The 24,490-nt window shown below is 41.9% G+C and carries 20 protein-coding genes; 7 read left to right on the top strand and 13 right to left on the bottom strand.

The window, feature by feature from the left end; translation table 11 throughout:
- Positions 1–9: 9 nt before the first annotated feature.
- Genes ACOJRU_RS12420 through ACOJRU_RS12390 form a run of 7 tightly spaced genes read right to left on the bottom strand, consistent with a single transcriptional unit; the run spans position 10 to position 9,707 of the window.
- A complete protein-coding gene (locus ACOJRU_RS12420) occupies positions 10–1,122 on the bottom strand; it encodes a glycosyltransferase family 4 protein (RefSeq protein WP_421132055.1) in 1,113 nt (370 codons plus the stop codon).
- Positions 1,122–3,020 (bottom strand): asparagine synthase (glutamine-hydrolyzing), encoded by a 1,899-nt coding sequence (gene asnB / locus ACOJRU_RS12415; protein ID WP_421132054.1) that lies wholly within the window; start codon positions 3,018–3,020, stop codon positions 1,122–1,124. Before asnB ends, ACOJRU_RS12420 begins: the two co-directional genes overlap by 1 nt.
- A gap of 12 nt (positions 3,021–3,032) precedes the next feature.
- Positions 3,033–4,103, bottom strand: a complete 1,071-nt coding sequence (locus ACOJRU_RS12410) for a FemAB family XrtA/PEP-CTERM system-associated protein (protein WP_421132053.1) — start codon at positions 4,101–4,103, stop codon at positions 3,033–3,035.
- The gene (locus ACOJRU_RS12405; protein ID WP_421132052.1) at positions 4,093–5,121 is read right to left on the bottom strand and encodes a polysaccharide deacetylase family protein; all 1,029 of its coding nucleotides are present in this window, start codon (positions 5,119–5,121) and stop codon (positions 4,093–4,095) included. The genes ACOJRU_RS12410 and ACOJRU_RS12405 overlap by 11 nt, the downstream gene beginning before the upstream one ends.
- Positions 5,114–6,226, bottom strand: coding sequence for a glycosyltransferase (locus ACOJRU_RS12400; protein ID WP_421132051.1), 1,113 nt, complete (start codon positions 6,224–6,226; stop codon positions 5,114–5,116). Before ACOJRU_RS12400 ends, ACOJRU_RS12405 begins: the two co-directional genes overlap by 8 nt.
- Positions 6,227–6,228: 2 nt before the next feature.
- A complete protein-coding gene (locus tag ACOJRU_RS12395) occupies positions 6,229–7,194 on the bottom strand; it encodes a glycosyltransferase (protein ID WP_421132050.1) in 966 nt (321 codons plus the stop codon).
- Positions 7,191–9,707: a hypothetical protein gene (locus tag ACOJRU_RS12390; RefSeq protein WP_421132049.1), complete on the bottom strand. Its 2,517-nt coding sequence runs from the start codon at positions 9,705–9,707 to the stop codon at positions 7,191–7,193. The genes ACOJRU_RS12395 and ACOJRU_RS12390 overlap by 4 nt, the downstream gene beginning before the upstream one ends.
- A gap of 188 nt (positions 9,708–9,895) precedes the next feature.
- On the opposite strand from ACOJRU_RS12390, the gene ACOJRU_RS12385 reads away from it, so the two are divergent.
- Complete coding sequence (locus ACOJRU_RS12385) at positions 9,896–11,107, top strand: TIGR03087 family PEP-CTERM/XrtA system glycosyltransferase (RefSeq protein WP_421132048.1); 1,212 nt, start codon at positions 9,896–9,898, stop codon at positions 11,105–11,107.
- Complete coding sequence (locus tag ACOJRU_RS12380; protein WP_421132047.1) at positions 11,104–11,682, top strand: acyltransferase; 579 nt, start codon at positions 11,104–11,106, stop codon at positions 11,680–11,682. Before ACOJRU_RS12385 ends, ACOJRU_RS12380 begins: the two co-directional genes overlap by 4 nt.
- Here the strand turns inward: ACOJRU_RS12380 and ACOJRU_RS12375 are convergent.
- The 6 genes from ACOJRU_RS12375 to ACOJRU_RS12350 form a co-directional block, all read right to left on the bottom strand.
- Positions 11,639–12,751 carry a GNAT family N-acetyltransferase gene (locus tag ACOJRU_RS12375; RefSeq protein ID WP_421132046.1) on the bottom strand — a complete coding sequence of 371 codons (1,113 nt, stop codon included), beginning with the start codon at positions 12,749–12,751 and terminating at the stop codon, positions 11,639–11,641. The genes ACOJRU_RS12380 and ACOJRU_RS12375 overlap by 44 nt on opposite strands.
- An 18-nt stretch (positions 12,752–12,769) precedes the next feature.
- Complete coding sequence (locus tag ACOJRU_RS12370; RefSeq protein WP_421132045.1) at positions 12,770–15,442, bottom strand: tetratricopeptide repeat protein; 2,673 nt, start codon at positions 15,440–15,442, stop codon at positions 12,770–12,772.
- Positions 15,443–15,577: 135 nt separating this feature from the next.
- The gene (locus ACOJRU_RS12365) at positions 15,578–16,537 is read right to left on the bottom strand and encodes an EDSAP-1 family PEP-CTERM protein (protein ID WP_421132044.1); all 960 of its coding nucleotides are present in this window, start codon (positions 16,535–16,537) and stop codon (positions 15,578–15,580) included.
- Positions 16,538–16,630: 93 nt separating this feature from the next.
- The gene (locus ACOJRU_RS12360; protein ID WP_421132043.1) at positions 16,631–18,334 is read right to left on the bottom strand and encodes an FAD-binding protein; all 1,704 of its coding nucleotides are present in this window, start codon (positions 18,332–18,334) and stop codon (positions 16,631–16,633) included.
- Positions 18,335–18,365: 31 nt separating this feature from the next.
- On the bottom strand, positions 18,366–19,193 hold the full coding sequence (locus ACOJRU_RS12355) for a PEP-CTERM/exosortase system-associated acyltransferase (protein WP_421132042.1): 828 nt from the start codon (positions 19,191–19,193) through the stop codon (positions 18,366–18,368).
- 172 nt (positions 19,194–19,365) lie between these two features.
- Positions 19,366–20,052 (bottom strand): YdcF family protein, encoded by a 687-nt coding sequence (locus ACOJRU_RS12350; protein ID WP_421132041.1) that lies wholly within the window; start codon positions 20,050–20,052, stop codon positions 19,366–19,368.
- A gap of 154 nt (positions 20,053–20,206) precedes the next feature.
- Between ACOJRU_RS12350 and ACOJRU_RS12345 the strand changes: the two genes are divergently transcribed.
- The 5 genes from ACOJRU_RS12345 to ACOJRU_RS12325 all read left to right on the top strand — a co-directional run bounded on the left by ACOJRU_RS12345 (position 20,207) and on the right by ACOJRU_RS12325 (position 24,476).
- Positions 20,207–20,959 (top strand): S1 family peptidase, encoded by a 753-nt coding sequence (locus tag ACOJRU_RS12345; RefSeq protein WP_421134763.1) that lies wholly within the window; start codon positions 20,207–20,209, stop codon positions 20,957–20,959.
- A gap of 660 nt (positions 20,960–21,619) precedes the next feature.
- Entirely contained in the window at positions 21,620–22,294 is a 675-nt protein-coding gene (locus ACOJRU_RS12340; RefSeq protein ID WP_421132040.1) for a hypothetical protein, read from the top strand.
- Entirely contained in the window at positions 22,287–22,517 is a 231-nt protein-coding gene (locus ACOJRU_RS12335; protein WP_421132039.1) for a hypothetical protein, read from the top strand. The genes ACOJRU_RS12340 and ACOJRU_RS12335 overlap by 8 nt, the downstream gene beginning before the upstream one ends.
- Positions 22,508–23,377: an HprK-related kinase A gene (locus ACOJRU_RS12330; protein WP_421132038.1), complete on the top strand. Its 870-nt coding sequence runs from the start codon at positions 22,508–22,510 to the stop codon at positions 23,375–23,377. The genes ACOJRU_RS12335 and ACOJRU_RS12330 overlap by 10 nt, the downstream gene beginning before the upstream one ends.
- Positions 23,364–24,476, top strand: coding sequence for a nucleotidyltransferase family protein (locus ACOJRU_RS12325; protein ID WP_421132037.1), 1,113 nt, complete (start codon positions 23,364–23,366; stop codon positions 24,474–24,476). Before ACOJRU_RS12330 ends, ACOJRU_RS12325 begins: the two co-directional genes overlap by 14 nt.
- The last annotated feature ends 14 nt before the right edge of the window (positions 24,477–24,490 follow it).

Genomic DNA, 24,490 nt, shown 5'->3' with positions numbered 1-24,490 from the left:
GTTAAATTCTCACTGAACCGACGGTATGAGGTAATTGTATTGAACTCGGAATGCTTCATTCATTTTTTGTGCACTAAATTGCAATTCAAATTTTTCGATCGCGTTTTTACCAAAATTTTCACGCATTTCATGGTGCTGTGTTAATTGTGATATTGCTGCTGCAAATGCATTTTTGTTATCGTTTTCTGTTACTAGGCCGTTAGTATTGTGAGTGACAACTTCAGCGTTGCCGCCAGCGTCTGTCACTACACAAGGCTTGCCTAAGCTCATTGCTTCAAGCAATGTCATTGATGTCCCTTCGCTTAACGACGAAAGTAAAAAAGCGTCCATCAGCGCTAAATAGTTTGCAGGCTTGGCAATATAGCCTGTAAAAATAACCTTATCATTAATGTCTAACCTATCTACTTCTTGCTGCAGTGCTTCACGCATTTCCCCGTCACCCACCAGCAGCAGATAAAGGTTGTTTTGGTCTTTTGCAGCATCTGCAAATGCATTAATCATCATAAGTTGATTTTTAATCGGGTCGAACCGTGCAATGGTGCCCAGTATTATATCGGTCTCATTAAACCCTAGCTGCGTGCGCAACGCATCTACTTCGTTCTGCTTTACCGCTAATGGTTTAATGCCGTTGTAAATCACGTCAATCTTACGAGTAGGAATGAACTCATAGGTAGCCAATGCATCGCTTGTCGCCTTTGAAATGGCGGTTACCTTCGACGTGAAAGAGAGCAATATTGGGTTGACGAGCTTTCTTTTCCAGCTTGTAGAGTCAGGGTAAAAGCGCCCATGTTCCGTAAAAATAACCTTGGTTTTTGTAAAGGCGGCTGCTAATACACCATAAACCCAAGGGGTGTACTGATGGCAGTGCAAAATGTCTATGTTGTTTTCTTTAATATGTTGCCTTATTGCCTTAATAAGCGATGTATCGAACCCTGGCTTGCGTTCTTGTGTAGTGATGGAAATACCAGATTTCGCTAGCTCTTCACCCCAAGGGCCTAAAGGGGCTTCTATGCAATATATTGACATGTCGATATTGGCGTCGGTATTGCCCTCTATGAGGTTCTTGATCACCATTTCAGTGCCGCCAATACGCATGTCGTAGGTAACGTGCATTACTTTCATTATGATGCACGCTCTTGTGTAACGGCATATCGGTCATACCACATTTGGTACATCAGCATGCTCCATAAAACAATGCCGTGATCTTTGCTGCGGCTTTGATGTTCCTGCCAAATAGAACTAATGGAGGTTGTATTAAATACATCATTTAAACCTTTGGTACTCTGAAGCAGTCTTGATTCTGACAACGCCTTCAATTCGCCCCTAAACCATTCATCTAAAGGTGTACTAAAGCCCATTTTCTTTCTATACAGCAAAGAGTCGGGAATAAACGGTTTAAACACTTCTTTCAGTAAGTACTTTTTTTCTCCATCACGGTATTTTTGTGAAGAGGGTAGGGTAGCGGCAAATTCTGCCACTTGATAGTCAAGAATAGGGGCCCGAACTTCTAAAGAGTTAGCCATACTCATTCTGTCTACCTTCACCAAAATATCGCCTGTCATATAGGTTTTAATATCGGTGTACAAAATTTTGCTTAAATGGTCTGGTCCATCGGCCTTGTTATACATATCAAGAGTATATTGGCTAGGGTGGTAACCGTTTAGCGTTGCGGCTACGTCGGGTTTAACCAGCTTATTCCACATATCGTCGGTCATCATACTGTTTGTGATGAAAAAGCCCATGGCGGGGTCGTGCGATAAACTGGTAAGTAGCGATTTCCCTTTTCTTCCAATTGCCCCTGGTAATGCGCCGGCTATTTTTGCAAGGCTTGGGAATATCGATTTTCTAACGCTTTCAGGAAACTTATTCCTGAGTTTGTTTTCAATGTCGTCTGTGGTGTATTTTTCGTACCCTGCGAACATTTCGTCGCCGCCATCGCCTGCTAATGCAACAGTAACCGCCTTTCTGGCCAGTTCAGACACAAAAAACGTGGGAACTAACGAAGGGTCGGCAAAGGGCTCATCAAAAAAGCTTACGATGTGTTCCAATTGCTCTGCAACATTTTGATGTACGGTAAATTCATGGTGCTCGGTACTGTATTTTTCAGCTATTTCCCGTGCAAAATCCGCTTCATTAAATTCTTTGTTGTCGAACCCGATGGTACATGTTTTTACGGGGCTGTCGCTGGCCTGTGACATCATAGCTACCACGCCCGAACTGTCTACACCGCCGCTTAAAAAGGCGCCCAAAGGTACATCACTAATCATGCGCTGCTTCGTCACTTTTTCTAGCAGCGTTTTAAGCTTTTGTTTGTTCGTTTCTTCGCTGTCCCCTGTGACATGTTTGAAACTTAAGTCCCAATACTCTTTTATTGAAAACCCATTTTTATCCAAAACAAGGTAATGCGCAGGGGGAAGTTTATGTATGTGTTTAAAAATGCTTTTAGGGTCTGGCACGTACTGGTAGGCAAAAAAGTCGTGCACGGCGTCTAACCGTATTTCTCTTGGAATATCTTGTAGTGCAAGAATAGCCTTTATTTCTGACCCAAAGGCAAAACGCCCGTTGTCTGAAAAATAGTAAAGGGGCTTTTTGCCTAAACGGTCGCGGGCAATAAATAGCTCTTGTTTTGTTTTATCCCACAGTGCAAAAGCAAACATACCATTTAGTTTATCAAGGCACTTAACACCTTCTTGGGCGTAAAGTGCTAAAATTACTTCAGTATCGGTATGGCTTTTGAAAGTAACGCCTTGTTGCTCAAGGTCTGCTCGTAGTTCTAAGAAATTGTATATTTCACCATTGAAAACAATAACTAAATTATTATCGGCAGAATACATAGGCTGGTTGCCCGCTTCCGACAAATCTAAAATGCTGAGCCGCCTGTGGCATAAACCTACGTAATCGTCTAGATATGCGCCACTAGCATCCGGCCCTCTATGCACAATAGCTTGATGCATAGCATGTAGCGACGCTTCATTACCTTCTTGATGATTAAACAGACTAAAACCTGCAATGCCACACATGTACTATTATTCCTACAAGCTGATATACGGTCTTATTGCAGAACCGACGGTAATGGTTAAATTAAGGGGCAGCTTTCTCCACACACTTTCAATGGCAGGGCGAACTTTACCTGGGCTAGTGTTGCTTGCTGTTTCGTTTGTAAGTGAATTGCTTTTTCCGTCTACGTGCCAGTCGAGTAACTGCGGTGTAGCGCCCCACTGCTTTTTAAAGCGATAGGTGCCTTCTTCAAACGTAGAGCGACCAAAATCGAATGTGCTGATGTTGTTATCTGCGCAGTGCGCCAATAGCGACCAGTACAGCAGCATGTTTGGCGCAAGCTTATTGTAGTCGCGAAGTGTTGATGCCCACGGAATAGAGGCCTGTGCATTATTTTTAATAACCAGCCCGCCGCCAATGGCTACATCGTCTTTGTATACCACACTAACAATACAGCTATCGCCATAGGCGCTAACAATATGCTGAAACCAGCGTTTGGCATGCACAGGCGAGCCTAAATCTCTCATGTTTTGAGCATAAACGCTGTAAAAGTCGTCTATTAGCGCTGTGTTCACACCTAACTGTACAGTTAGCCCGTTTTTCTCGGCTTTTCGAATTTGGCTACGCAATTTCGACTTGAAGCTAGCCATAAGTGCATCGCTTCCGCTTGGCAGCGGCAATAACATTCTTACTTTTTTATGGGCAAGTAACGTGGTGTCTTCAGGTGTAGCGGCTATGTTCCTCACTTCGACATGTTTACTGCCTGTTGTCACCCCTTGTTGCTTTAAGTGCTCGACTAATTGCTTTTGTATTTCATCGCTATCGGCAATGGCATAACCTACATCGCAATAGGGCAGGCTGCATAGCTTTTTACCTATAAGTGGTGTTGCCATTAGTACAGCCGGTAACACGCCTACAACTTGCTTAGTGGCACTGTTTCGTGCAATTAAACCCATTACTTTATGGTTATATGCGGATTGCACTGCCTCTTGCCACGCGAACCGGTGATAGGCAGTCGCGGTTTCATGGTTGGCGACATAGTTGTCCCAAACCGTTTTGTCTTCAAAAGAGGCGAACGATACTATTGTGTTCAAATTATTGCCCATTTACTGCATTCCTTGACGAAATAAAGGCCTCTGCAGAATCCTTTGCTTTAAGTAACGTTGCCGCTTCACTTATGGTGCAGAAGGTAATGTTTGCCTTATTGTCTAAATGTTGCAAAAGGGTTTGCATACGAGAGCATATAAGCTCAAATGCGCCTGTTGCATCTAAGAGCCCTGTAGCACCGTCTATTAAACTAGAACTATGAAGATACATATGTATTATTGGATAATCTTTGCTTAAACAAGTATCTACAAGAGATTTCATGCTGTCGCTATCGGACAGTTCGGGGCTCAAATAAATCTTTTTCAGTATTTTTGTATGCCAGAGAATACCAATGGGCTTCAGTAGCGAATAAGGGCGCTTCGATAGCGTGGAATGAATGCTGTCCGCCTTTTCGAAGTTTTTTACATTGAAACCGGCGGTTACCGGTATTTCCATAATTGCTTTCTGTTCACCCGCTTTGAGTGCGTTATCAAAACTCGGATAATAGGGCGTCAGTGGAGAGCCCTTGCAGTTAAAAAAGTCGTTTTCGTAAAACGGATAAACACTGCTATCTACGTTGATCCCTCTCGAGGCTAGTAACTCCAATGTCTTACCTTTCATTCCCCAGCGGCCGCTTCTGAATGAACGGGGCGTAACGCCGATATTTTCGATTATTACGCGGTTGAGCTCGTCAAGCTTCTGAACAACCTGTTCTTCTGGTAAGTTGATAACGTGCGATTCAGCTTCCGTTGTTTCACCGAAATACGGCGGGTTACACCAAGGGTGCAAATGAGCACCGATTTCGGCGGTTTTACTTTCGGCAAACTGCTTAAGAATGCTACTTCCATTTTTATCGTTCGCTACGGCGTAATCGACAAAATAGGTAGGTCTTATGCCTAAACGCTCACAAAAAGCCTGAAACGCAGGAAGTTTTGTAATGTTTTGTACAGAACAATCGTGTTGCGGGAAGGCTTCGCTCCATTCCCATTCTTCTTCTGTGTCGATGGTTAGTACAAACAATACATCTTTTTTATGCATTGTTTTTCTCTTCAAGCATGCGAGTAAATAAGGCGTAATATTCATTTGCCATGCGCTGCGCTGAAAAATGCTCTTGCACAAACGCGTGCGCGTTTTCGGCAAGTTGCTTAGCGTACTGTGTATCGTCTAGTAACGTTTCCCAGTCTTGTTGTAACTGGCCTATATCATGTAACGGCGCCAGCAGCCCGCTTTCTTTGTGCGTAATAAGTTGGTCGATACCGGCAATGTCATAGGCCGAAACCGGAATTTCCATTGCACATGCTTCCATTAAGCAGCGCGGAATGCCTTCTAATGTGGAGGTCATTACAAACATGTCGAAATCGCGAAGCAGTTGAAGGCGGTCGTTTCTAAACCCTAAGAATGAAATGGCGTCGAAACATGCTAACGTTTTTGCATATTGCTCTAGCTTGGGCCTGTCTTCACCGTCACCAAGAAAAACCAATTCTATGTCGTTTCGTTTAGCGTAAAGCGTATTAAAACAATCGAGAATGGCGGTAATATTTTTGCGGCTTATCATTTGCCCAACAAAGCCAATGGTTTTTTTGCTGTCTTCTGGCTTTGGCTGTTTGGTTACTCTAACGGCCTCCACTTCAGACAAGTCTACGCCATTTTGTATGTACTCAAGCTTATGTTGAGGAATGTTGAATTTTTTAACGTCTGCCATTAATTGTTTAGATAAAGGCACCACCTTTTCGGCGAAGCGCATTGCCTGACAGCCTGCCCATATGAAAAAACGCAACTTAATGTCATCGGCGTTTTCAAACCCGTGAGGTGTTACTACGCAAGGTATGCCAGCTTTTTTCGCAGCCATTACACCTAAGATATCAGACTTATAACCATGCGTATGAATAACGTCTATGTCTTGCTCTTTAATTAGTGCTGCAAGTTTTTTTACAGCCCCTAAATCGAACCTGCTGTTCATAGGTATATGATGCGTTTTACCTATCGGCTTAAACTGCTTAACTAGCTCTAAATCTTCTGTGCCTGGTTCTAGCGTTACCACTAGCTCGCTAGTAACATCGCTAGGCATGTGTTTGGATAGTGCCAATACCCAGCGCTCTGCGCCGTAAAACCCTGTAGAACATATAAACTGCAATATTTTCATTATTATTTATGCGAGCTGGTGCCTACCGCGCCGCGTACTCCTAAAACTGTTCCAATCGATCTTGCTGGGAAATACACGGTGTAAAAAAGCAGGCAGTTAAACAGTGAAACGTGTTTGCCAACCAATTTTTTTAACCTAAGCGTGTACGCCAGAAGAGGCAACCCTGCCACCATTGCCGCTATGATAGCGAAGTTGGTTTGGGAATACATTAAACAAAGCAATAAAATTAGCATACCGATAACCACCGCAAATGGCACGAAGAAACTGGGTAGCTCTCTCAGTGGTATACGTCGGCCTTGTAGTGATGCAATATTAGACTGTCCGCGCCAAATTTCTTTTTTGAACATTGGGGCGAAGGCCTTGTCTTCACCAAGATGAACATAATGGGTTTTCGAAGTGTAATATAAGTTACCAAATTTATTTACTTGGTCGGTGAAGTAATAGTCTTCGCACGTTAAAAGGTGTTCAGGGAACCCATTTACACGGGTAAAGGTATCTTTGTGCAACAGTAAGTTCCTGCCAGGAAGAAAGCTTACTGTGGTGTCTATTTCAGCGTTGCTCAGTGCGGTACGGATCTGTTCTAACGGCGGGGCATCTGTACTGTTAACTTGCATGGCCGCAACCAGTAATGTTTGCGGCTGAGATTGGAGTAATTGCAGCGTTACCTCGGCCCAGTCTGCCGCTAAACTTACGTCTGCGTCTAAAAACGCTAAATAGTCGCCGTTAGCGTTTTTCGCGCCAAGGTTACGAGAGTGCGAAATGGTGTTATCGTCACTATTATAAATAACGGTTAACGATACCAGTTTACTAAATGCAGCCAATTGTTCAGACACTTCGGTATTTTGGCTTACCACAATAACTTCATACTCATCGTTTGGTAGCGTTTGCTGCTGAATACTTTCCAATGTAGCAATAAGCATGTTTTCTCTTCCTTTATGAGGAATGATAAAACTTAATCTAACACTCATGGTTTACCTAGCCATTTTTGTAGTTGTGGAAAGCGCTTAACAAGCTGCAAGCGTTCTTTCTGAATTGAAAAGTTTTTAAGCGTAGTCATTAAAAACGTCGTAATACGGTAACGTTGCTTTTTCACCGAAAAATTGGCGCTTATTGGCATGGGTTGTGGCATAGCCTCGTAAGCCGCAAAATTAGTATTTTGCATCATTAAACAAAGTACTCGGGTGGTTTGGCTTTCTTCGCTATTGGCTAACCGCGTAATTAATGTTTTTTGCATAGTGTTTTTTTTCTGTTCAATAGCATTGGCCAGTTCGGGTAGGTATGCTTTAGCAAAAGCGAATAAGCAAAGTTTTCGAATATCTTGCCCTGTCCATGTTTCGTTAGGAAACTCTAGAATGTCAGGCTTTTCTAAATAAACATACTCACTATTTAGCATCCAAGTAACATAGTGTTTTAACGACTTAACCGCATGTTGATAGGCATAATCGTTTTCTTCAAGCCGTTCTTTAATATGGATAAAACGGCATACTGCTTGAAAAAATACAGTGTAAAACCACGTTAATTCAACATTTTCAAAGTTGCGCTGCGAAATATCATCATCAGGCGATACCGTATTTTCAATAATGTGTGCACATTTTTGTAAATCTTCTGGCGTATTTAGTACGGTGTATTTGTCCATTAATGCTTGAAGGTAGTTGCCCGTTCCCCGATCTAATGGGTACTGGCCTGTTTTTACATTTTTAACCCCATCGCTACCTGCATTTTTAAGCGACAGAAGCGCATTAACGATTGTGCCGTCGCCTTCATAATAATTTTCTATCCAGCGGCAAACACTCAGTAGCGCTTGTTTCGAAACGTTATTACCTGTTAATAAATAGTGATGCAGCAAGCCATTGGTGTAGCAATGTTGGCCACCAGGGCCGCCGCCACCTGCATGGTCTTCATACACTCCAGAAGGCTGGTTTTTGGAATAGGTACGGTGTGTGGCGGTGTGTGCTTTCACATAATGGTCGGTATGCCAAAACAACCCACCAGAGTATTCTGGTTTATCAAGCGTAGTATGGTAAACATCGATATTAGCAACATGCTTCGCCAGGTCGTCGGCCAATGTCTTCCAACGCATGTCGCCCGTAATGAGCCACTGGTTCAGCATGCCACAAAGCGGGTCGTACTGGTTGTTATAGTGCGACACAAAGAACGGTTCGTGTGGAGCAAGGGCTTTCTCATGGTCGGCATACAGCTCGCCAAAATGACGCCATCCGTATTCGTCAATTTCATCGCGTTTCGCAAAAAAGCTGCGCTTGCCCTGAACACCTTGTTGAATAAGTGCCTGAAACGCTTTATTGGCATTAAAAGGGGTGAAAGGAAGGGCGTTAGTTTCATGTACCCACTTAGGGTTAAGCGTGGCGTTAAACGTAGTCAACCTGTCGGGCGATAAAACCACACGCCGAGTAAGTTGCTCGCCGGGTTGAAGCTCTTGTTGGTCACTGCTTTTTGCCCCTAAAAGGCTTAATGCGGTAAGGTTTTTACTGCTGCTAATGCTAGACGGAAAATGCTGCCAAAAGTTGGCCATTTCAACATAGTAATTGTGCTTTGCTCTAACGTTAACTACTACGGCAGGTTGGCACTGGTCGCCCGAATGTACTTGTTCGCCATTCACACTGACAACATACCCTTTATGGGTAAGGCTAACGGTATCATCTGCGCCCACATGCACGGGGCTTTGCCAGTTGGGTTTGCCACTCGATGCCTGGTGTATGTCAGTACTATCGTAAGGTGTTAGTACTTGCTGATCGTCACCCATTACCACCATGTCGGCATGTTGGTTAAGTAACAGCGATAATTCGTAAATATGAATAGCGTTAGGATCGCCCAAATCCCACTGTCCGTTAGGGTGCAAAGAGGCCGCGGGGTTTGTAACTGTGATGTCGCTTATAATATCGCCGGTATCAAGAAAGAGCGTACTTAGTTGCTCTACATGCAGCGGCTTATCGCTTATTTGTGCCGTACCTTTTTGGTGAATTTGAACCGCTACATTTTTGTTGTAACTTCGTAATACATTAAAACTAAACGTTTCTACATCTTCACAAATAAGGTTTTCATATTGCTGCCCATCGAACTGGGCCAGTGATGCCGTACATTTATCACTTACTTGAAAACAAAACGGCTTGCTTGCGTTAAACACCAACGTGTCGCTACCCAATGCGATTTCAAATGCATTATTTACGGCTTTCACCGGGTTTTTAAAGGTACTCGGTTCATTGTCGGCCTTGCCTATAGAAAAGTTACGTGTTTCATTCGCATTAATTGTTGCCACGCCTTTTGCTAGTAACCACTTCACCGAGCCGTCGTGCCAAAGGTGAGTGATGTCGACTGCCACGTTGGTAGGGGGATTGCTATCGTCTGTTATCGAAAGTGGGTCTGTTACTGAAAACAACCCAATGGGGCAGGGAATGCCTATTGTAAAGAAGCCACGTTGTAACTTACGGGTTGAGTTTTCTAAACGAAATACGTTAAACAGCATGTGGCTCTACTTCTACTTCTTCCGTGACTTTACATATCGTTGCTACTTTATATTAGTTACACGTTAATGCCAATGTATAGCGCGAGTGTTCAACTATCAGAAACTATTGCTTTTTGTAGTTTTGACCAATTAGCCCCTTCAACGTACTATAAGCGCAGGAATTTACCTCATCTTCATGGACATTATGCATGGCTAAGCCGCTTACTATTACCGTTGTGTCTCAACGCGTGCCATTCCCCCCTAATAAAGGCGAAAAGCTTAGAACGTATCATCAAATTAAGTTTTTAACCGAGTTAGGGCATAACGTTGAGGTATTAAGCTTAGCTGAGAATGCGCAAGATAAAAAAGACGCACGTGCGTTAAGTGAGAAGCTCGCCATATCGGTAACCGTTTTCACGTTAGGAAAAAAGGCTACAAGATATGCGTGGGCCATGCTGCACAATGAAGCAATAAGTGTGGGTGCTTTTTATAATAAAACGCTGCAACATGCGGTAGATGAAAAGTTACGTGAACGGTGTGATGCTTTACTGCTTTCCGCCTCAAGCCTAGGCTATTACGTATTTAATTCGCCGGCTTACAACGAGCGTTATTGTGCGTTATTCATGGATATGATGGACGTAGACTCAGATAAGTGGCGCCAGTACGCTGCGTCTTCATCGTGGCCTATGAGTATGGTATACAAGCGTGAAAGTAAGAAGATTAGTGCGCTAGAAGCAAAAGCAAATAAAGAGTTTGACGACACCTTCCTAATTGCAAGTGAAGAAACACGGTTGTTTAAACAAAACGTGTGTGCACAGAACCCCGTGAAAGTGCTAGGCAACGGGTTGGATTTTTCGGCGTTTTACCCTGCAAAAAAGGCCAGTGACGCTACCAATATAAACTACCTCTTTACCGGCGTGATGGACTATAAACCCAACGTTGACGCTGTACTGTGGTTTGTTGAAAAGTGTTGGCCTAGCATTAAACAAGAATTACCCAATGCCACATTTACCGTGGGGGGTATGAACCCGACAAAAGAGATTCAAGCCTTAGCCGTACAGCACGATGATATTGCAGTAACCGGCTTTGTTGACGACATACTGCCTTACTTTCATAACGCAACGGCCTTTGTTGCGCCTTTCAGGTTAGCGAGAGGCGTGCAAAATAAAGTATTGCAAGCGGCAGCATGTAAATTGCCAGTAGTTACTACAAGTATGGGCGCGGAGGGGATTAGCTATGCGGGTGCTGACACTATGTGGATTGCCGATGATGCAGCCGCTTTTTCAAAGGCTTGCATAGCGTGTGTAAAAGAAACTGACACAGCCAGTGCACGCGCATTGAAAGCGTTTGATGCATTACACTTTACTTACAGTTGGGAGCAACAACTGCAGCCGCTTAAGGCATCGCTGGAGGCATTATGAAGCAATTAGTTAAGCAGGTGGTGTTTTTGTTGGCTGCATTAGTGATTAGCCCCGTCACTATTTTGTATGCGCTTTTATCTTTGGTGTTAAATAAAGATGCGCTTATTACTGGTTTTGGTCAGTTTTTATCGCTTTTCCCCGGCAAGATAGGGGGCTATTTGCGCGCAGGGTTTTATCGGTTCACGTTTACACATTGCTCACCCGATGCAGTCATTTCGTTCGGTACGTTGTTTTCTCAGCAAGACACCAGTATTGCAGCGGGGTGTTACATTGGGCCGCAGTGTAATATTGGTAAATGCAGTATTGGTGAAAATACACTTCTTGGCAGTGGTGTGCATATTATGAGTGGGAAAGGGCAGCATAATTTTTCAGATACAAGCAAGCCCATTAAAGACCAGGGCGGTACATTTACAAAAGTGACAATTGGTGAAAACTGTTGGCTTGGTAATGGCGCATTGATTATGGCTAATGTAGGTAAAGGTAGCGTAGTGGCTGCTGGGGCCGTTGTTATTGATGATGTGCCTGAAAAGGTTATTGTTGGTGGGAACCCAGCGAGGGTTTTAAAAGCGCTTTAAATTTTCTGAAACCCTTTACTAGTTTGTTTGCCGCTCTTATTGCTCTACCAGTGAGTGTATCAAGGGTTAATGACACACTGTTAAATTCAACAGTCTTGTCAGCCAACGTTCGCTTATATTGGCTATCTCCCCCCATAAAATCGTATTGCCTATACCCCAAAGCAGCATAATACGCCATGAGATGAAGGTGCATGGTATAGCCTGGCTTGATGTGTTTGTCGTTAAGAATATTATTTATTCCAGAGCAATAAAAATACACAGTGTCGTTAAAAATAAAATTCAGTGTATAGCCAAGAACGAATTCGCCGGCCGTTACTTTTGCAATGTCTGTAAATTCGTAATGCTCAAAAGCCAGCTTTTTTATCGTTTTTAAAAATACTGAATTTTCGAACCCACTTCCTTCTGGAGTGCTGCCCCACCTTGCTATATGAATCTTTGATAGATCGTTGAAAAAGGCATGTCGTTGTTCATCATTATCTGCAACTTCTATACGCAATTCACCAAACCTTTCACGAAGCTTTCTTTCACTCCTCCGCACCTTGGAACGGCTGTTAGCAGAAAGCTTTTCGGTGAGGGAAGCCTGCGTTGTATGCCTGTTGAGCTGTGTTGTGTAGCCTAATATAGTGTGTTTATTTATGTAACGCTGCTGATGTTGACTAATATAGTTATGGTCTCCCTCTGACATCGATACGGACAACATATCGAATTTTCGGTTAGCCAATGCGTTGATGAGTTCATTAAAAAATATTGAGTGGTATTGGCTATTGCCAATCAACGAATTGTATTCTATCCATATTTGGTCATCGATGGCGTTACCTGCTTGGTTTAAAACCGCTACATTGATCTTAAAACCGAATTTACGTTTTGTCTGCCTACCAATAAGTACCATACACACAGGCTTTTCGTCTTCAAACAAAACGAAGGCACATAAAGAAGCTTGCTTTGATATTACCCAGCTTTGAAGAAAATGCGAAGTTAGAAAAGGGCCGCTGTTCGTCGGGCATAGTTCGTCTAAAAAGGAGGACAATACCGACCATTCGATATTGTCCACCCACTTTGTAGTTAGCACCTTAATGTTTTAAGCGGGTTAATTAATAGCGTCAAAAAGAGCTCTGTCTTCTTTTGCTAATGAACTGGGGGTAATTTTGTTCAGCAGCGCTTTGCCCGCTTGCTCATCCCCTGTGACGATGAGAGCATTTGCGACAAATAACTTGGTCTTTTGAGAAGATGCTTTGTCTTTATAAGAAATTACATCGTCAAAGCGTTCTAGCTTAGTTAATACTCTGAGCATAGTGTCTACATACTCGTCATTATCAGACTTCAAATCGAGTGCTTTTGTCGAGAAAGATAACGCAAGATCGTAATTTTTTTCTAAGTAATAGGCCCATGCAAGATTGTTATAAACGTCACCGTCGCTCATGTCGGTGTCAATAAGCGAGGTGAAAAGCGTAATTGCGGCGCTATTGTCTTTCCCAATTAAACTTTCAGCGAATAACGCTTTCGATGCTCTATCGTTAGGGTATTGTGCTACGTGTCGCTCAAGGAGTTTACGAGAGTCTTTTCCTAACTTTACATTAACTACATATAGCAACCTTAAAACGTGATGTGACCGACCTGCTTCGTATGCTATTTCTAAATGTCGCGCACTGTTTTTAAGGTCGCCCTTTCTAAAAGCTAAGAAGCCTTCTACATAGCTTAATGCCGATTTGGGCGTAAACTCATTCACTCTTAGTTTTGCTAACGTGTATTCCGCTTTAGTTAAATCTCCCGCTGTTATATACAGTAGAGCAAGTTTAGCGTTAGTAGCAATACGGTCATTCGGATTCATTACCGCTAATGGCGATCTCTCTAGTACTTCTATCGCTTTTTTAGTTAGCCCTACCGTTTCATAATATGTAGCCATTGCGTGAATGGGTCGTAAGCTTGATGGGAATGTTCGTTTCCAGTTGTTGTAAACGTCTTCAGCTTCTCGTAATTTACGCTGTTCAGTAGCGATAAAGAATAGTATTTCCCAATACTGGTTAATGCTTTCAGCACGCTCACTGTCTACATTACTTAATGCGTTCTGTGCGAGTGGGTAGCTAGCTGTCACGGCAAGGTAACCGGCTTTGAGCAGTTGAAACCCTATTTTCTGTTCTGCACCTTCGATAGCGTTATCCAGGTGCTGAATAAATATATCTCTATATGACTCATTGTCCACTAGCTGCTCAAAAGCCATAAATAATTTAAGTGTAGCTAAATCGACAACGTTATATTCAAGTATCAGATTAAGCTCATCTAACGCACTTTCATAATCAGTATTTAATGCGTGAGACTGAGCAAAAAACATGCGAGAAGCTCTGTTGTTAGGGTTAAGCAAAAGTGCTTCTTTAAATGTTTTATCGGCACCCGCTCTATCATTGTTTGCAACTTGAATGGCACCCTTGTAATTCAGCACTACCGCTTTTTCATTAGTGCGAGCTAACCATTTATTAACATACTCCAACGCCTCATCAAACTTTGCTTGGTTTAATAGCATCGACACCTGAATGAGGTTGTAACCTTCATCATTTTCATCGCCAGGTTTACCAAGTATGTCTGATTCTCCCTTCTTAGCCAGGTCGATTAGCCCGAAAAGGATTTTCCCAGTTGGACTGCTTTGTATATCGAGCTTGTTCTGAATTTGTTGCCATTCCGGGGCGTCTTTATTCTTGCCAATTAATTGCCCTATCGAGGCTAATTCAATAGGCGAATAACTATCGGCGCTCGCTAGTTTTGCCAGTGCGTCGTCACCAATTCCAAGCTTAACTTGAGTTGCAATTAGCATTGCGTTTGCCAATTCGTTATTTGGCGACAGAGAAACCGCTTTTTGAAAGCTAGATAGCGCTGATTCGTACTTTTCTTCGTTGAATTCAAGCGTGCCTTTGGTAAGTGAGGCAGAAGCAGAGTTCATACCATATGTATCTGCAAGTGATACATAATTAAGTGCATCGGAATAACGCTCTTCGCTCAGCAGTACTAGGCTTTTAAGATAATTGGCAACAGGGTTTTTTTCGAACTTAGCAAGTGTAGTGTCGACTAGCGCTTCGGCTTGTTGATACTCACCCAAAGCGACAAGTGCTTGGGCATATGGAAGATAGATATTAATTGTTGAAGGAAATTTCGCTTTATAAGCGCTATATGCTTGTATTGCGCCTTGAGGCTGGTTGCTGCGCCTCATTAAGTCAGCAATTATTAAGAGTTCCTCTTCAAATTTTATATTGTCTATTAATGAGGTTGCATCAGCAGATGTAAGTTGTTTACTCCGAAAAAGTTCAATTGCCTTGATAGATGAAAAATTTAGCCCTGTATTATTGACACTAGTTGTGTCAGCACGTGATAAGTCTGCCCACATCGTTACAAGTTCACATACGGTACAGTCTGGCTTAGTTGATGATAGTGGTGTGTATTCGGGATCAAAATTTAAAAGGCTAATATGTGCATTGATGCGCTCGGCTTCTTCAGCCTCACTAGAAGAAATAACCTTCATATTTAAACGCTCTAGCTCTTTTGCTGCGCCAATTATTTCACCATGCTTTATGTATATGCTAGCAAGTTGCAATCTAAGAGAGTCAGACGGTTTTTGAGCAATAGCTTGTTTGATTAGAATTTCCGCTTGCTTGGTATCTCCCGACTGACTAGCGACTTGCGCTTCTTTGAGCAGCTCTTGTTCCGATTTCTCTGTGCAACCAGTGGTTAAAAGCGTTCCGATTAATATTGTCGCCAGTGTTGTTGTTTTCATCGTTACTTAGTAGTTATTTTTATTGATAGGGTAACGTTACCGATATTCGTCGGCGGATACAAGATTTATGGAGGTAACGCCATAAATAAAAAAGCCGGGTCAAATGACCCGGCTCTTATGACAAATGAATTGTCTTTATTTTTTAGCGCTACGGCGACGTGCTGTTAGGCCAAGACCTAGCAAGCCAAACGCTGTGAATGCTAATGATGCTGGTGCTGGCACTAATGTAGCCTGAACTGTCGAAGACTGAGTGATTGTAAGCTGGTACATACCTGGTCCAACCGTTGCCCAACCAGATTCAAAGCCTACATCGTTTCCAGAAACGCTTAGTAAGTTACCAAGGCCCGGTGCATCGAATGCGATGTCGTTAAACGTTCTACCTGTAGAGCCGTCGATATCAACTTCACTACCATCAGAAAAATCAACAAGGCCAATACCGAATGTCGCTTTAGCTGATGCAGTAGCAAATTGCGTATTATCATTTGCTAAATCAGCTGAGATAACCGCGTCTACTAAGTAATCCATAAGCGCTGTGAAACGCAAGTTAATGGTTGAACCTGTAGAGAACGTAATCATGTTTACAATACTGTTCGCAATGTTACTGTTTGATGCTGCTGACTCATTATTACCAAATGCGATGCTTGCTTCTGCATATGTAAAGCCCGAAGCGCCATTGCCTAAAGCGTTACCTTCAACTAATGCGTCAGACGCTGCAAAATGGAACGCATCGCTTTGTACAAGTGAGCCGCCATCTAGCGTTTGACCGTTATCTGTTAAACCAAGAACGCCACATGAAGGACCTTGGCACACTAGTGCAGTATCTGAGTCAGCCGCAGGAGTACCTTGAGAGTCGTCTGAAGCGTCGCTACTGTCATTATATTTAGCGAATGCGCTTGTTTCACGCGTTCCGCCCAGAAGGTTAATGAATGATGCAGGGTTCACGGGGTCTGCAACTTTGTCACCGTCTGTATCGATTTGAACAAAAAGATTGTTCAATTCTAAATATGCAGTTGTAGAGATTCCAGCGTTCGCTTGCGTTGCTGTAGCCATTACGCCAGCTACTGCTGCGTATTTAAAAATGCTTGTAAGTTTCATGTTTGACACTCCGTTGAGATATTTACGACTAGATAAAGCAGGTTGCGTGCCAATATTTAACTCGATGTTTTTAAAGGGTTTTTATTTTTAAGGTTATTTAGTTGTAAAATTATCTGACATTAAACTGTACTTGCTGGGAGAGATCACATTACACGGGTCAAGCAATGCTTTATGATTTAGCAAGGGCTTGTCTATGAATAGATGCTTGTACTCTAGAAATGAATTGGCAAAAGTAGACATTCGATATTGCACAAACCCTATTTCGGCAGCACATAACATTATCTCTTCGTAGCAGTTCATCGCGTTGTTGACCTCAGCCTCGTTACCCCTATCAAATGATAGTGACAACACCGATTCCATAGTTCTATCGTTCAGAAGTGTGACGGAGATTGGGCATTCAAGACCATATTTTTGACACTTATTTTCCATTAGTTGTGTTATTGCGGAAAAAGCAGTGCTTTCTATTGAAGAGCATGGCGCCCCCCACAACAAACCAACATTATCGACCTCAGGCGATAAATTGCCAATGGTACGTTTTTGCAAATTTCGCCAATAGATACTTTTTAAGAAGTAATTAGAAGGAGTGCCTTGCTTAATATCGCACAATGCATTTAACCCGGGTACCATAAGTAGCTTCGCGGCTATTTTCCTAATGAATTGGTGCTTGCTATGAATTGCACGGGTTATTTTGTTTTTATACTTCGCTAAATAACGTTCTAGTGTTCTTAACGTTTTTTGCATTTTTGGGCCAATGAATATAGGAGTCAATGACAGTGTTCTCATTGCTTTTTTTAAGTCTTTTTTGTGCGCAGAGACTTGAGCACGCGTGCCATAAAAGCCACCTGACAACGTCCAGTCGTCCAAGTGAAGACTATTCATCGCTTTTTCTAGATCATTCAGATTATATGAATCGATAAGGCCAGGATACTCTACAGCTAAAAGCTGAAGTGACTTTATGTTATTACCTATATGCGCTGCACTGTGTATAGTGCCCTGTGCGCGAAGCTGTGCACAAACATCTATCATTTCGCCAGCAATGCTTTTGTTGAAAGGGATAAAATACGCAACAAATTGAGAAGGAGTGCGAAGCAGCTTAATCGTCAACGATGTAACCACCCCAATATTATTTTGAATTACAAGGCCAGTGCTGTCTGGCCCAATATTATATGTTTTAATTTTGTTTTGCGTGGTGAGGACGCCATCCATTGATGTTATAAAAAGTGCAGGCTGTTGGTGCTTGGCCAAAGGGACAATTACCTGAGCATGTAAAATGTTTTTTGCATGCTCAGCTAATGGTGTATGACCAAAGCCTCGTTCTAAGTAGTTTCCTACTACACTCGCTTGTTTCGGAGCGCCGGTTGTATCGTGAATAAACACGTTACCCTTATCTTTTAGGAATTGACTTATCGCTTCTTGCGTAACGCCTGGTTCTACAGTGATTTGGCCTGTTTTTTCGTCAAAGTTATTAATTCTAGTAAAATTACTTAGATCGACAATTACACTGTTGCTGTAGGCCTCAAAGCCCCCGTATCCCAAGTTTAACCCTTTACTTACGGGGTGAATGGAAAACCCATATTCTTTAGCGGTGCTAATTAGCGTTGTCAGCTGAACATACCTTTCGCTATCATTAGTAGATTCAACGGGCATGGGTTTTACTATAGTGCTAATTGGATAATTTGGGTTATAGGTGGTTTGGGTACAATATTCGTCTGAGGTTAATATTTGAGCTGGAGCAAACCCTTTCTCGATCAATAGTGTGGTCAACGAGCGTGTTTTTAGTGCTTCAAAATCGTGCATTGAATAAAAGCCTTTTACAGTATGCGGTGGCTTAATGGGAGCGTTTAATTTTTTCGTTGATATCGTTTAACATTGATTTGAAGTTTGGATTCAAATTTTCAAACAACAGCTCTTGATTAATGTAGTAGGGGGCGCGTTTACCGTGGTAGTCAACAACTGGCCCAATTTGAGTGAATTTTATTCCAACAAACCCCATGCTTCTCGCAAGTCTTGGTTCCATCATAACGAAAGCGTGTTTAATACCACTTTGCATTACTAGCGATGCCGCGGTGAAATATAAGCCTACAGCAATAAAAGGGAAGCATCGTAGCTCTGTTTCTGAATAGTTTTCTTGATCTATTACACCGGTAGCTGAACCTGAAAACTTATCCATCTGCCTTCTTCTGAATGTGTTTGGAACTGCAAGCCTCGATATTTCGCATATCTCATGCTTCGGAAAAAAGTTGGGATTTAGCGTGTTGTGCGTAATTGAATTCAAGCAATACTTTTGAATAGGTAATAGTTCACCTTCATTTAACGGGCGGACAATACGAGCGGTTCCAGCAAAATTGTTGCTTGTTCTATGTCTAATTAGGCAGTGTAGTGAGTGGGCGTCAAACTCATCTCTCTCCATTTTAGATTCGTTGACGGGCTCAAAATTTAGCTCTTCACAGTACACACTGTGTCTAATTCTGAAAACTTCTTCTTTTAGTTGTTCATCTGTTGCAACAACTGGCTCAAGGTAACTAGAAAAATGGGATGATATATAGTTTGCTTCTCGCAGGCGGCTATAGCCCGATAGCAATTTGCCGAGCTTATTCTTATTTCCAACTAAATTGGTAACTCTATCAAGAATACTTTTCGGGTTTTCTTTGCCCACTACCAATACCCACTAATCTTTGCCATTAACTTTAATATAGCAGTTTTTCTTGTAAACCAAAATTATATTTAATCATTGATAAACATAGTGAATTTTAATGACATTTAAAGATTAAATGCTAGTGTTGCTACCTTCTATTGATGTCTAATTAGTTGAATTTACTATTTAAAGCTTACAGCATGATTCTATCCCTCAGTAGCGCAGAATATTCGTATAATGCATGTTGGCAATTTTGAATAGCTGATGGAGATGGATAATTGATATGGAATTCGTTGACCCCACTACTGATAAAATCCACGGCAAGAAGATCAATGTTTACTTTTTGCTTAACTTGTTCATTTATTCGATAGAGGTGAGTGGCTGAAGAAATTATGAGTGTATTTTCTTTTTCTACAAACGCTTTAATGTAAGTCAACTCCTCGGTGGTAGATGTACCTTTATTTAGCGCGATAATTGCCTGTTCGTTTATACCCAAAGACACTAAAAGCTTTTTAGCTTTGTCTGCGTATCCTATCGATGTGTCGTGCAAAAAGTAACCTCCGGATAAAAGGACTTTCGTTTCGAGATTACCGCGCTTTTTATATTCAATAGCCGCTTGAGCTAATCGTTGCAACGAACATTCTGACCATTTACTAATCTCAATATGTGTGGAACTTGTATCATAGAAACACGCTAGGGGGGCTATGAATGCATACGAACTTTTTTGAGGTTGCTGCTTTTTTGCAAATCCTTCCAACGGTCGCAGTAACAAATCAGACACAAAAAACTGTGAACTGAGGAGCAGTATAGATATGCCACTTACTAAAAATTTGCGTGCACCACTACGATTTTTTTTGCGAATTACAATGGAGATTGCCAAACATATCACACATAAATTGAGTGGGTTTATTAAGAATAGGGCTAGCTGCTTAAGCATATTAGTGTGTTACTCTCTATAATCGAAAGCTGGAAGCTTGCGTATGCTCAATATACTATTTTTTTGAACAATTTATGAGGATTATAATTTGAAAACAGTGATGTTTAAAACGCTCATCATCATTTTGCTGTCATTCGGTATGCGTGAAGCCGAATGTGCGGAAAACAACTTTATAAACGTTGTCGAAAAGGTAAGCTACAGTACTGTCGCCATCGCACTGCATTCACCGCTCAAACATAGCGCGCCAAAAATAATGGGAACGGGATTCGCAGTACAAGATGGCAGCATTGTAATAACTAATTACCATGTAGTTTCTGAAATTCTCGACCCTACAGTGGTAGAGCACTTTGTCGTGCTAACTGGAGAAGGCAAGAATGTTAAGGCATTAAAAGCAACTATTGATAAGATAGACCCTAAAAACGACCTAGCAGCACTGAAAATAGAAGGGGTAGTGAGCCCCTTAGTTCTTGGCGAAGACGAACTAAGAAAGCCTGGTACTTCAATTGCTTTTACTGGCTTTCCAATTGGCGCGGTTCTTGGACTTTTTCCAGCAACACATACTGGTATTGTTGCTGCCATTACGCCAGATGCTATCCCTGTCATGAATTCAGTTCAACTCTCCACGAAAATGTTATCACGTCTTGATGACTTGTCTTTAATTTACCAACTAGACGCCACAGCATTCCCCGGCAATAGCGGTAGTCCAATGTATGATCCACTGACTGGGCATGTAATTGGAGTAATAAATAAAGTACTAGTTAAAGATACATTGGAGAGTGCATTATCAAACCCATCTGGTATTTCTTACGCTATTCCCGTTGTTAAAGTCCGCAATCTACTACAACAGTAGAAGGACTTTTTTAGTACACTGTGCGATCTGGCCATGTATAAGAAGTATTGTGCTTAGAATGTTGCTGATAATAAGCGCTCGGTTTCGGCGTACCGTAACATTTTGTTGGTTGCAATTTTTACTTGCCTTCATAAAACATGCTAGATAATTGATTTTTAAGTACATTGTATACATTGGTGGTTAAAGCATTTTCCGACGACAGCTGCTATCCAACAGCGACTTAGAGCAGATGAGATTATTGATGCCACATATAACGTAGAGGATAACCATTCGGATGAGGGAGCTGAACACTTCAGACGATGTTTTCTCACTCTTATGGTCAGTGGATGACGTAGAAAATTGTCATTTGATGTATTTCGTTAGTACAGATTAGTTTAGCCGTTTTGCTAGTTCTATTATAAAGATACTCCATAACTGTTATATTTATGCGTGTTGTTGCACGGTAAAATTTATTAGGCTGTCTTGCTGTAATTAAGCGGCCTAAGTAGGATAGAAGGTTGCCACCTGTACAAATGGTAGTATACTTAATGTCTACGTAAGAGCGTCGAATTTTTTTACACTTCAGATAAATAGAGTTGCCAAGCTTATGAAATGCAAGGTTTTTATTGTTGGTGTGAGTTTTGCATGTCGGGTTTATCGGGTAAATAGGAAGTAGCAAATATGGACAATATGTCAAATAAAGGCGTAGATGCAGTCAAATCTCGCCGTAAATTTCTGAAGAAAACATCAGCGGGTGTTATTCTTGCTTCGCTTCCAGCGGCATCTGTTTGGGGGCAAGATTCCCTTATTGCAGGTTCAATAGCAGCATCTGGGCACGGTTCTGATTTCGCCGGAGATTCATCAATTTCGCTACTTTCTCCTGGATTTTGGAAAAATCATACGGGTCACTGGGGAACAGTTCCAGTAACTGCAACCTATTACTCTATGACAGGTGGAGCACCTTTTGGGCACGGTATTTCAGGTACCTTTAAAGATGAAAACGGTAATGTATTAAGCGATAGCCAAATTCAAAACCTCACTCTTTTAGAAATACTTCAGAACCCAGGTGGTGGTAACGGAAACGGTAATATAAACGGGAAGTATGCGGGGCCCGGAAATATTAATTGTTATATCGCAGAGATGATTCTTAATGCTGCCAACCATGGTAGAACGTTGGACGGGCAAACGATTCATTTCCCTGTGCTCTTCAATTCATCGAACGCATCAGGTCAAGCTTATCGCGGGTTGTTCCCTGACATTAATGCGTTTGCTAACTATCTTCATAATAATGCGATCGGTAAAGAAACAGCAATGGCGCAAGAGTTAGAAACTCTACTAAACGGTAATCATGCCTAAAGCATTGGCTGAGGTATTGGAAGAGGGCGTGATATATCACGCCTTTTCTGATTGTAGCGGTGTGGCGATTTATTCTACTTTCAGTAACGAAGTGTTTGTAACCTCGGAAAGCTTGTCATCATTGCTTACAGCGTTAGGCAATAACACCGCCGGTGATGAGCAACAACGTATAGTGAAAACCGAACTTGTTAAGAAAGGTTTTATAAAAAGCGAATGGCATTAAAAAGCACCTTCTTAAATACTTATCCTTTCTCCTTTGAACTAAAAACCGATATAGATTTCGTTTCAGACAATCTTTCATTGCTTTACAGTGATGTGATAACGCAGATTGACGAAGAGATTACTCCTAATTATCAGGTCAGGCTAGAACAGTCAGGCCTCATTCGACGCTTCTTTAAACCGCAAACCCGTTTTTTCTGTGATCAGAGAGAGCCTTTTCTCCCGATGTCATTTGATAAATCGCTCGCTATGTTTGAATGGGGCCTAAACTGGATAGTTAGTGCCCATGAATTCCGGGATGTTATTCTACATTCAGCTGTTCTGGCGAAAGGTAATAAAGCAGTGTTGTTTCCTGCGCCCCCAGGCTCTGGTAAAAGTACACTTACGAGTTGGTTGAGCCATAATGGTTGGCGATTATTGTCTGATGAAATGGCACTTATTACTCCTGGAACTAACGAAGTGACACCATTCGTTAGGCCTATTTGTTTAAAAAATAACGCAATATCCTTAGCGAAAGAGTGGTTTCCACAAGGCCGTTTTTCTTGCGTATCAACGAATACACACAAGGGGGATGTGGTGCATTTGTCGCCTCCTAAGTCATCATGGGATGCTCGTTTTGACAAAGCGGCCGTCAGTGCAATTGTATTTCCTAAATACAGCCCTAACACGTTCTGTGATGTTTACGAGCTCACAAAGGCCGAGGCATTTTCAACAATGACAAACAATGCATTTAATTATGGCGTATTAGGTGCTGAAGGCTTTAATTCATTGATTAAATTAGTTGAAGAAAACCATGTTTTTGAAGTTCACTATAACAATCTAGAGGAACTTCAAAAGTTTTTGGAAGACGATGTCATTGCATAATCAACACATATCCGAAAAAGAATTTATTAACTCTGTTTTGCACCCTGAGAGCTGTAAAGATAAGTCTGAATTATGGTGGCTGTCCTTTATCCAAATTCTAAGGTTTGAGAGGCTACTTTCTCACTTTGCTTGTAAAAGCCTCGAGTTAAACATTATCGAATCTCTCCCTCTCGTAGCAAAACAGCACCTCTTCAATGCTATTGTTATGGCTGAGAGGCAAGCTCATCATTTGAAATATGAAGTTTCTCTTCTTTCTCAGTCTATCAAAAGTGTTACGCCATTATGTTTATATTTGAAAGGGGCCGCTTATTGCTTGGCTGAGATGCCGTTAGCTAAAGGGCGTTTGTTTTCTGACATAGATGTACTAGTGCCTAAGGAGTCTCTGGACGCAATAGAAAAGAGCTTGTTGTTGAAAGGGTGGATTAGTAAACCAGTAAACGATTATGATGATAGGTATTATAGAGAGTGGGCTCACGAAATACCTCCTCTAATACAATCTAGAAGAGGGACTGTAGTGGATCTTCACCACAATTTAGTTCCTCCAATATCTGGGAAGGCACCTGACATACAGGCGTTTCTTAATGAAACACATGAAGTGAATGGTGTTACCGTGCTTCAACCTCATGCAATGTTGTTGCACTCTTGTGTGCACTTGATATTCAATGAAACGTTTAAGCAGTCCCATAGAGACCTTTATGATATTGCCTCTATAGTTAAGACCTACGGCTCTGAAGAGTTTTGGGAAAAGACGATATCGCTCGCTAAGCAAACAAATTTTTATAAAGAACTGTTTTTGGCGTGCAGGTACAGTAGTGCAAAGCTAATGTTTGCATTACCTTCTTCTTTAGCTGATGATTTACCAGTTTCAAAATTCAAGCTTTGGATATACGATAAAATCTTTTTAAAGGCATTATCGCCTCATCATCCGTTGTGCGAAGTACAGTGGCTATCTTTAGCGAGTGCTTGTGCTTGGGCGAGAGGGCAATGGTGTAAGATGCCAGTGACTTTATTGGTATACCATCTTTCGGTAAAAGCGGTTAGAGGCATTGTTGAGGCTGTATTTGGAAAGCATGTTTTCATGCCAAAGCATTCAGAATAATAATATATTGTTGA

The sequence above is a fragment of the Alteromonas algae genome, from assembly GCF_049117195.1.
Lineage (GTDB): Bacteria > Pseudomonadota > Gammaproteobacteria > Enterobacterales > Alteromonadaceae > Alteromonas.
This window is presented reverse-complemented; position numbering and strand designations above follow the sequence as displayed.

Coding starts and splice junctions, on each gene's coding strand:
- ACOJRU_RS12420 (WP_421132055.1), bottom strand. CDS start 1,122: ATGAAAGTAATGCACGTTACCTACGACATGCGTATTGGCGGCACTGAA.
- asnB (WP_421132054.1), bottom strand. CDS start 3,020: ATGTGTGGCATTGCAGGTTTTAGTCTGTTTAATCATCAAGAAGGTAAT.
- ACOJRU_RS12410 (WP_421132053.1), bottom strand. CDS start 4,103: ATGGGCAATAATTTGAACACAATAGTATCGTTCGCCTCTTTTGAAGAC.
- ACOJRU_RS12405 (WP_421132052.1), bottom strand. CDS start 5,121: ATGCATAAAAAAGATGTATTGTTTGTACTAACCATCGACACAGAAGAA.
- ACOJRU_RS12400 (WP_421132051.1), bottom strand. CDS start 6,226: ATGAAAATATTGCAGTTTATATGTTCTACAGGGTTTTACGGCGCAGAG.
- ACOJRU_RS12395 (WP_421132050.1), bottom strand. CDS start 7,194: ATGAGTGTTAGATTAAGTTTTATCATTCCTCATAAAGGAAGAGAAAAC.
- ACOJRU_RS12390 (WP_421132049.1), bottom strand. CDS start 9,707: ATGCTGTTTAACGTATTTCGTTTAGAAAACTCAACCCGTAAGTTACAA.
- ACOJRU_RS12385 (WP_421132048.1), top strand. CDS start 9,896: ATGGCTAAGCCGCTTACTATTACCGTTGTGTCTCAACGCGTGCCATTC.
- ACOJRU_RS12380 (WP_421132047.1), top strand. CDS start 11,104: ATGAAGCAATTAGTTAAGCAGGTGGTGTTTTTGTTGGCTGCATTAGTG.
- ACOJRU_RS12370 (WP_421132045.1), bottom strand. CDS start 15,442: ATGAAAACAACAACACTGGCGACAATATTAATCGGAACGCTTTTAACC.
- ACOJRU_RS12365 (WP_421132044.1), bottom strand. CDS start 16,537: ATGAAACTTACAAGCATTTTTAAATACGCAGCAGTAGCTGGCGTAATG.
- ACOJRU_RS12360 (WP_421132043.1), bottom strand. CDS start 18,334: ATGCACGATTTTGAAGCACTAAAAACACGCTCGTTGACCACACTATTG.
- ACOJRU_RS12340 (WP_421132040.1), top strand. CDS start 21,620: ATGGACAATATGTCAAATAAAGGCGTAGATGCAGTCAAATCTCGCCGT.
- ACOJRU_RS12335 (WP_421132039.1), top strand. CDS start 22,287: ATGCCTAAAGCATTGGCTGAGGTATTGGAAGAGGGCGTGATATATCAC.
- ACOJRU_RS12330 (WP_421132038.1), top strand. CDS start 22,508: ATGGCATTAAAAAGCACCTTCTTAAATACTTATCCTTTCTCCTTTGAA.
- ACOJRU_RS12325 (WP_421132037.1), top strand. CDS start 23,364: ATGTCATTGCATAATCAACACATATCCGAAAAAGAATTTATTAACTCT.